Source organism: Paraclostridium bifermentans (genome assembly GCF_964259345.1).
Lineage (GTDB): Bacteria > Bacillota > Clostridia > Peptostreptococcales > Peptostreptococcaceae > Paraclostridium > Paraclostridium bifermentans_B.
On the sequence record NZ_CAXVJR010000013.1, the window covers coordinates 42,230 to 48,864 of the forward strand.

A 6,635-nucleotide genomic window follows, 5' to 3' on the forward strand; every position below is an offset into this window, starting at 1 on the left:
TTTATAACTTTTTATAAATATAGGCTAATTAAGCGTAAAAAACCGTATTGTAAATATTTACAATACGGTTATATATATTATTAATTTTCGTATAAGTTAGCTGATGGATATTCTGGATCAGAAGTAGTATCTACCCCTAACTTTCTAAATGTTTGTTCATCATTTAAGCTTAATATAGTAGTTGAATGAGCTTGAGCTCCTTTAAGCATAGGTAACTTATCCATAGCAACTTGAGCTGTTGGGTTAGTTACTGCACATATACTAAGTGCTGTTAATACTTCTTCACAACTTAAAGCAACATTTCTATTACCTAAAGTATTAGATTTTAAGTTTATAATTGGCTCTAAAACAACCGGTGATATTAAGTGCATATCATCATTTATATCAGCAAAGTGCTTTACAGCATTTAATACTGCTGCTGCTGTTGCATTCATAGTTTCTGATGCTTTTCCTGTTAATATAGTTCCATCACAAAGTTCTAATGCAACTACTGGACACATATCACTAGGATTATTTGATGCTTCTTTTAACTTAGCACTATATTCTCTAGCAGGTATAACTACCTTTCTATCTTCAGGCTTTAAGTTTACTTCTTCCATTATTAACTTCATTCTGTCGTAAGCACCTTTGTCAACTTGACCTTTTTTGTACTCACAAGAAGTTTTAAAGTATCTTCTTATTATTTCTTGTCTTGATGCTTCTTGAACTACTTCATCATCAACTATACCAAATCCAACTCTATTAACACCCATATCTGTTGGTGATTGGTAAATAGACTCTTTTCCTGTTATTTTTTCTATTATCTTCTTTAATACAGGGAATAATTCTAAGTCACGGTTATAGTTTACTGACATTACTCCATATTTTTCAAGATGGAATGAATCTATCATATTAACATCTTTTAAATCTACTGTAGCTGCTTCATAAGCTATATTTAAAGGATGTTTTAATGGCACATTCCATACTGGGAATGTTTCAAACTTAGAATATCCAACTTCATTTCCTCTTTTATTTTCATGGTATAACTGACTTAAACAAGTTCCTAACTTTCCACTATTTGGTCCTGGTGCTGTTACAACTACTATAGGTTTAGTTGTTTCTATATATGGATTAGCTCCATATCCTTCGTCACTTACTATAGTATCTACATCACTTGGGTATCCTTTTGTTGGAGCATGTTTATATACTTTTATACCTCTACGCTCTAATTTATTTATAAATACTGTTGTTGCAGGTTGTCCTTCAAATCTTGTTATAACAACACTGTTAACATCTAGTTCATATGCTCTTAAGTCATCTATAAGTCTTAAAACTTCCATATCATAAGTGATACCGAAATCTCCTCTTATTTTGTTTCTTTCTATATCTCCTGCATAAACACATATTACAACTTCTAATTTATCTTTTAAGTTTTGTAATACTTTTATTTTTGCATTTTCATCAAATCCTGGTAAAACTCTTTTAGCATGAAGGTCAAACATTAACTTCCCACCAAATTCTAAGTATAACTTATCATAGTTATTAACTCTTTCTAAAATATACTTAGATTGTTCTTCTAAATACTTCTTATGATCAAATCCTATTTTCATTTGTAATTCCTCCTAGATAAAATATAAATTTAGTAGATATTTCTTCAAAAATAAATTAAAATTAAATTAAATAAATAAAAAATAAATATAAATAGATTATAGCAATAACCTTTACGATAACTCAAAAACAAATTATCATGTCTTATATAACTATAACCCAATTTAAAGTAAAATAATATCATATATTTTTATATTTTTCTAGTATATTTTAAAAATATATACAAAAAAAAACTAACTCAATTGAGTTAGCGTAATCGAAATATCTACTAAATATTTAATCTATTTATCTTAGGACTTACTATTCTAAATCATTTGAAGACTATTTGCAATATCTTTTTTTAATTTATATTGAAATTTTCAGTATATTTTTTCCAATTTAAATTAATACTATATTTATATGGTAGTGGGAGGTGTTTCTTTTGGTTAAATGTCTATCTACAAATTGTACATTTAATAACTCTGGAGTATGTAATGCATCTGTTATAAAAATAGAAGGATTTGATGCTAACATAACACCAGAAACTTACTGTAACACATTTATTGACTCTTCAAATTCATCAAAATTAACTAGTTCTATAATCGATAATCCAGCTGAATCTAAAAATATAATATGTACTGCATCTAATTGTATGTATAATTTTAGTGGTTCTTGTAAATCTTGTGATGTACAAGTTAACTCTCTAAACAATACTTGCGAAACATTTAAAATTAGAAATTGTAATTATGAATATTAATTTAAGATACCTCTTTGGTATCTTTTTTTACTTATAAGTAACTATTTTCTCCTAATTTAATAATATATAATAATCATCTTAGGTTAGGGGGAGAATATTTTGATAGAATCTTTAATTTTGGTTTCTTCCTTATGCATAGATACTTTTGTAGCAAGTATGGCATATGGAACTGATAGAATAAAAATTCCATTTTTATCTAATATTATAATAAACTTTGTATGTTCTTTATTTTTATCACTATCAATTGCTTTTGGTTATATATTTAAAGAGCTTTTATCGCCTGAAATGGCTGCTAATATTAGTTTTATTTTATTGATATCATTAGGTACACTTAGGCTGTTTGAATCTGCCTTTAAAACTTATGCTTTAAAGTTTTCAAACATAGGTGCACCTTTAACCTTTAAAGTGTTTGACTTTAAATTTGTTCTTGAGATTTATGCTAATGAAACTAAGGCCGACTATGATAAATCAAAAAATTTAAGTCCTAAAGAAGCTGTTTATCTAGCTGTTGCACTTTCTATAGATAGCTTAGCCGTTGGATTTGGTAGTAGTTTGGTTGCTATAAATTACTATCAAGTCATACTGCTTTCATTTATTATTGGTGTATGCTCTTTATTTTTAGGGGTTTATGTAGGTAAAAAATTCATAGAAAAGGTGGATATTAACCTTTCTTGGTTATCAGGTTCCTTGCTTATTTTTCTTGCACTTTTAAAATTTATATAATAAAAAGAGAAGTTTGTATAATACAAACTTCTCTTTTTATTTATGCTAAATCAAACTCATCAAAATTAAAGTCATCCTCTATTTTATTTTCCTCTGATTCTTTTCTTAACATATTACGTTCGTAAATCTTAAAAAATGGATAATACATAAATATACTAATCAGTACTAACATAAATGTAAATACTACATTTCTTATATCCATAGATGATAAATATGCTTGTGCAAAAAAAGGTGTAAAAGATGGATCAACTATATATCCACAAGTTATAACTCCTATTTTTTGTGCAAAATATGTAAGTGATACTGATATAATTGGAGTTAATATAAATGGTATTGCTAATATAGGATTGAAAACTATAGGACCCCCAAATATTATAGGCTCATTAATCCCACAAATTCCCGGTACTATAGATAATCGTCCTAGCGATTTTAAATGTGTCGATTTACTTTTTGCCATTAATAAGGCTAATCCTAACGTATTTCCAGCTCCTCCTAATATAGCAATTCTAAACATCTGTAAATTCATTATTACATTAGGATCTTTGCCAGAAGTAACTAATTCTGAATTTATTCCAGTATTACTAAGACCTAATGTGAATACTATCGGAAATATAATAGAAGTTCCATTTACTCCAAATAACCATAATATATTTCCAAATGTTATAAGTGCTAAATACCCCCATAAGTTATCTGCTACATTAAGTGCTGGTGTAAGTATATTCATTATAGACTGTGGCAAATTCATACCTGTATTAGCTATTATAATTACATTTATCCCATATAAAATTATAATATTTAACATTAATGGTATTAATGTATTCATAAAACCTGCAACAGCTGATGGCACAGAACTTGGTAAGTTAAATTTCCATTCCATTTTATCTACAAATCTACTTATCTCAACTGATATTATGCCTATTATTATAGCTACAAAAAGACCATCTGCACCTAAGAAAGACATAGGTATATTACCTTCATTACTAGGTGCGCATATCATAAAGAACAAAGATGTAGATATAAGCCCTGACATTGAAGCATTCATTTTATAATCACTTGCCAATTTATATGCTATTGAAAATGCTGACATTAAACCTAATAATCCCATAGTCATATCAAACGGCGCCGTTATAGTCGCATAGTTATTTACTGCAAATTCTTTCCATGATAGTAAAAACTTTATAAATATGTTTGTATTATTAACATCTACTAATTCTGGGTTAATAGGAGGATTTGCAATTATTAAAAACAATGATCCAACTACTATAAGTGGCAAAGTCATCATCATCCCTGTAGATATTGCATTTAAATGTCTTTGACTCCCTATTTTAGCTCCTATAGGCGATAATACTTTATCTAGTTTATCTAAAAACTTATTTTGTCCCATTTAAATATTCTCCCTTTATTATAATTTTATTTTATATTACTCTTGCCAAGGGTTATATTGAAATGCACTATCTACTGCATCTTCAGGTTTATAAATTTCTAATATATTCCCGTATCTTTCTTTATAATCATTATCAACTTCCATTTGAGGTATAACCTTACTTGCTTCATTTAAAAAATGGAATGAATCTCTTCCCATCTCAGCTCCTCTTACCGTATGTTTATCAAGTGCATAATCGGGTATTTCAGGTACATTTCCCATTGCAAATCCTTTTATTATAATATTTTTTAATAAGTCACTAGATCTATCTTTCTTACATTTGCATAGATATCTTATCGCATGTATAAAGTATATAGGCCTATCTCCATCTGCATAAGAAAATTGTTTTCTCATTTCATATAAATTATTAACTATAACACAAGCATTAGGATCTCCCATTCCTATATCTTCTACAGTAATCGTTAATAGTCTTCTCCATAATTTTTCTTCCATTTGTGGAGATGTTATATACATTTCATAAGCAAATTCACATGCTTGTTCTTCAAGTCCCCTTCTTATAGATTTTTGTAATGCTGATATAACTTCATCTCCATTTAACCCATTACGAGTTTTTATCCTTGCCCAAGGATCTTTTATAAATTTTTCAGTCATGATGTCTACCTCCATACAATTTTTATTTATATTTTTTTAAAATTCATATATAATAGCCTTTGAGGTGATTAATTATGAATTTTGAATATCTTTGTGATAAATATCAACTATCTAACATAGAACAAAATATATTAAAATACCTGTACGATAATATTAATAATCTAAAAAAAATTGGTATACGTAAAGTAGCTAAAGATAATTTCACTTCAACTACAATCATTTACAAACTTTGTAAGAAGCTAGGTTTTGAAGGATACTCTGATATGATTTATAATATATCTCTCTCAAATAAATTCGAAGACCTCGAATCATCTGTAGATATATTTACTAATGCTTCTAATCAAATCGAATTAAACTTAGTTCCTTTTTCTAAAATGCTAAAAAAATGTGAGAATAAACTAATTATGTTATTAGGTGTTGGATATTCTCAAATGATTGCCAATTATATGAGTGAACGCTTTGTAATCAATGGTTTTAAGTGTATTGCTAATACTCACCTTCAATTACTAAGTAACTCTCATAAAAACGATGTTTTACTTATAGTTATTTCAAATTCTGGTGAAAGTTCAAGTATATTAGAAATAACACAAACAGCTAAAAATAATGGTATAGAAGTTATTAGTTTTGTAGGAAATGAAAACTCTACTTTAGCTAAAATCTCTGATTTACCAATAGTTTTAAAAGGTTATGAAAAATTTCCTATGCTTAAAAATATTCCAAATACATTTTTTTCTGAAGTTCTATTATTATTCGAATGTTTTATAAGTAATATAGATTAATATTCCGTAATGTAATATTAATCTTTTTTTTATTTAATTTAAATAGATTTATCTCCTTTAGAAAAAAGTTTTCAAATAAAAAACATTTTATTAAAAAAAGCTCCTTTTTAGGAGCTTATCACATTTTGATTAAAAGAGTCTTCTAGCATTTACATATTGTCTACTGTAATATCCTTCTAACTTTGATATAGTTACTTTCATGGTATTTCCTGTTGCTGCATGTATAAATTCATTATTTCCTATATAAATACCAACATGCGATACATTTAAATCATTTTCTCCTTGAGTATCAAAAAATACTAAGTCTCCTGCCTTTAAGTTTTTTCTATCTATTAAAGTTCCATATTTACTTTGTTCCTTAGATACTCTAGGTATATTAATCCCTAGTTGTAGTTTAAATATATAATATACAAACCCTGAGCAATCAAAAGTATTAGGTCCTTCGTCTCCCCAAACATATTTACATTCCAATTTGGATTTAGCTATATTTATAGCCTTTGAAATTATATTATTCACACTATTTTCTGTTGTTGATTTATTGCTTAAATACCTACTTGCAACATATCCTTCAGTACCTTTATTTCTTATTTTAGACCATCCATTACTTTCACTTATTACCTCTACTTCTTCTCCTTTTGTTAACACTCTTATTACACTATAACTTGTTCCTGGTCCTTTTCTAAAGTTTAATCCTCCTACATTTACCTCTTTTATCTCTATTACCTCTTCTTTTTCCTCTTTATTACTTAAATACCTACTTGCAACATATCCTTCA

7 protein-coding genes are annotated in these 6,635 nt (G+C 27.5%); 3 read left to right on the forward strand and 4 right to left on the reverse strand.

Going from position 1 to position 6,635, the window contains the following annotated elements; all coding sequences use genetic code 11:
* Positions 1–80: 80 nt before the first annotated feature.
* Positions 81–1,589, reverse strand: coding sequence for a DUF1846 domain-containing protein (locus ACEXNK_RS16945; RefSeq protein ID WP_373600738.1), 1,509 nt, complete (start codon positions 1,587–1,589; stop codon positions 81–83).
* 419 nt (positions 1,590–2,008) lie between these two features.
* Between ACEXNK_RS16945 and ACEXNK_RS16950 the strand changes: the two genes are divergently transcribed.
* On the forward strand, positions 2,009–2,323 hold the full coding sequence (locus ACEXNK_RS16950) for a DUF1540 domain-containing protein (RefSeq protein ID WP_373600737.1): 315 nt from the start codon (positions 2,009–2,011) through the stop codon (positions 2,321–2,323).
* Positions 2,324–2,422: 99 nt separating this feature from the next.
* Positions 2,423–3,046 (forward strand): sporulation membrane protein YtaF, encoded by a 624-nt coding sequence (ytaF, locus tag ACEXNK_RS16955; RefSeq protein WP_373600736.1) that lies wholly within the window; start codon positions 2,423–2,425, stop codon positions 3,044–3,046.
* 40 nt (positions 3,047–3,086) lie between these two features.
* Here the strand turns inward: ytaF and ACEXNK_RS16960 are convergent, their stop codons facing one another.
* Both ACEXNK_RS16960 and ACEXNK_RS16965 read right to left on the reverse strand, forming a co-directional pair.
* Complete coding sequence (locus ACEXNK_RS16960; RefSeq protein WP_373600735.1) at positions 3,087–4,430, reverse strand: PTS sugar transporter subunit IIC; 1,344 nt, start codon at positions 4,428–4,430, stop codon at positions 3,087–3,089.
* A gap of 36 nt (positions 4,431–4,466) precedes the next feature.
* Positions 4,467–5,081: a hypothetical protein gene (locus tag ACEXNK_RS16965; protein ID WP_373600734.1), complete on the reverse strand. Its 615-nt coding sequence runs from the start codon at positions 5,079–5,081 to the stop codon at positions 4,467–4,469.
* A gap of 74 nt (positions 5,082–5,155) precedes the next feature.
* Between ACEXNK_RS16965 and ACEXNK_RS16970 the strand changes: the two genes are divergently transcribed.
* Positions 5,156–5,860, forward strand: a complete 705-nt coding sequence (locus ACEXNK_RS16970) for a MurR/RpiR family transcriptional regulator (protein WP_373600733.1) — start codon at positions 5,156–5,158, stop codon at positions 5,858–5,860.
* A gap of 129 nt (positions 5,861–5,989) precedes the next feature.
* Here the strand turns inward: ACEXNK_RS16970 and ACEXNK_RS16975 are convergent.
* On the reverse strand, positions 5,990–6,635 hold a 646-nt coding region (locus ACEXNK_RS16975), incomplete at its 5' end, for a C40 family peptidase (protein WP_373600732.1).